Source organism: Streptomyces carpinensis (assembly GCF_002154505.1).
Classification (GTDB): domain Bacteria; phylum Actinomycetota; class Actinomycetes; order Streptomycetales; family Streptomycetaceae; genus Streptomyces; species Streptomyces carpinensis.
In genome coordinates this window covers 1-2,497 of the sequence record NZ_MUBM01000513.1, presented here as the reverse complement: position 1 = coordinate 2,497, position 2,497 = coordinate 1, and the positions used below count along the sequence as shown (strand labels likewise).

Sequence of the window (2,497 nt, the reverse complement as noted above, 5' to 3'; positions counted from 1 at the left end):
CCGCACATCGACGTCCTCACCATCCCCGACCGCCACCGCACCCCGCGTCACCACCACCAACCGCGACCCAGCGAAACGCTCCTCCACCAGCCACCGCTGCACCACCGCCAGCACACGCTCCGACAGCCCCCGCACAGCAGCCGGAACATCAACCCCGTCCTGCGGCACACACTCCAACACCACATACGCAGGCACCGGACCACCGTCGGCGAGATCCTCCCAAGCCACCCACTCCACATCAGCAGCACGCTCCGAACCGGACAGCGCACTCCACACGATCTGGAACAACGAGTCGCCACCAGGCTCGACGCTCAGCTGCTCCGCCGAGACGGGTCGGCCGACGACGGCGCCGACCGTGGCGACCGGCGCGCCGGTGGGGTCCGCGACCTGGAGCGAGAGGCTGTCCGGGGTGGGCTGGGTGATCCTCACCCGCACCACCGACGCACCGGCCGCGTGAAGGGTGACGTCCCGCCACACGAACGGCAGCGTGGTCTCGCCCTCACCCGCGCCGTTGACCAGGGCCGCGTGCATGGACGCGTCCAGCAGCGCCGGATGCAGCCCGAACCTCTCGGCCTCGGCGTGCTCCTGCTCGGGCAGAGCGACCTCGGCGAACAGCTCGTCACCGCGCCGCCAGGCCGCCGTCAGCCCCTGGAACACCGGGCCGTAACCGAACCCGCGCTCCGCCAGAACCTCGTACGCACCGTTCACGTCCAGGGGGATCGCACCGGCCGGCGGCCAGGCAGCCGACTCGAACTCGTACCCCGCCCCGGCCTCGGCCGTCTCCGGCGCCAGCACACCGTCGGCATGCAGCGTCCACGGCAGATCCGCCTGGTCCTCCCGGCGCGAGTACACACTCACCGACCGCCGCCCGGAAGCGTCGGCGGTCCCGACGACCACCTGTACGGCGACACCGCCGCGCTCCGGCAGGATCAGCGGCGCCTGAAGCGCCAGCTCCTCCAGCGCACCGGAGCCGACCTGGTCACCGGCGCGCACCGCAAGCTCCACGAAACCGGTACCTGGCAGCAGGACGTTACCCAGCACCTTGTGGTCCGCGATCCAGGCGTGCGTGCTCGCCGAGAGCCGTCCTGTGAAGGTGATGACATCCGAGTCCGGCGACGGCACCACGGCCCCCAGCAGGGGGTGCCCGGCATCGGCCAGCCCGGCGGAGGTCATGTTCCCTCCGCCGACACCGAGCCAGGAGTTCGCCAGGTACTCCTCGGTGTCGACCCAGAAGCGCCGGCGTTGGAAGGCGTAGGTGGGCAGGTCGACGCGGCGGGCGCCGGTGCCCGCGAAGTAGGCGCTCCAGTCGACGTCCAGGCCGGAGACGTGAAGCTGGGCGAGGGCCGTGAGCAGGGTCTCGGCCTCGGAGCGGTCCTTTCGCAGGGCCGGTGCCAGCACCGTGTCGTCCGCTTCCAGCGTCTGCTGCGCCAGCCCGGCGAGAATCCCGTCGGGGCCCAGCTCCAGGAACGTACGAACACCGGACTCCTCGACCGCACGGACGGCGTCGGAGAAACGGACAGCGGCACGGACCTGGTTCACCCAGTACTCCGGAGACTGCCAACCGGTTGCCGACTCGCCGGTGACCGTGGAAATGACGGACGTCTTCGGCGGCTGGAACGTCAACTCGGCCGCCACAGCACGGAAGTCGGCGAGCATCGGCTCCATCAACGGCGAGTGGAACGCATGCGACACCGACAGACGACTCGTCTTACGACCCTGAGCGGAGAAGTGCTCACCAATAGCCAGCACCTCGTCCACGGCACCCGAAACCACCACCGACGTAGGCCCGTTGACCGCGGCAATGGACACGCCCTCGCTGAGCAGGGACAGGACCTCGTCCTCCGACGCCTGCACCGCGACCATCGCCCCACCCTCGGGAAGCGCCTGCATCAGACGCCCACGCGCCACCACCAGCCTGGCCGCATCCGCCAGCGACAGCACCCCCGCCACATGGGCAGCCGCCAACTCACCGATGGAGTGACCCACCAGCACATCCGGCCGCACCCCCCACGCCTCGACGAGGCGGAACAGCGCCACCTCGACGGCGAACAGTGCCGGCTGCGCAAACCCAGTGGCGTTCAACGTCTCCGGATCCTCGCCCCACATCACCTCACGCAACGGACGATCCAGATACCGATCCAGCTCAACCGTCACCTCGTCCAGCGCCGCGGCGAACACCGGGAAGGCGTCGTACAACTCCCGCCCCATCCCCAGCCGCTGAGCACCCTGCCCCGTGAACAAGAACGCCGACCGGCCACCGGCGGCCCTCGCACGCCCCCGCACCACACCCGGATGCGGCTCCCCCGCACCCAGCGCAGCCAGAGCCGCGCCATCACCACCGAGCACCACCGCCCGGTGCTCCATCACCACCCGCGTCGTCGCCAGCGAGTAACCCACATCCAGCACATCCGCGGAACCCGCCCGCACATCCACCAACCGCCGGGCCTGCGCCGCCAACGCCTCCGCCGACTTCGCCGACACCACCCACGGCACCACC

At 70.5% G+C, this 2,497-nt stretch carries 1 protein-coding gene; it reads right to left on the bottom strand.

What is annotated here, in order from left to right:
• On the bottom strand, nucleotides 1–2,497 hold a 2,497-nt coding region (locus tag BZY54_RS45155; protein ID WP_143668305.1), incomplete at both ends, for an acyltransferase domain-containing protein.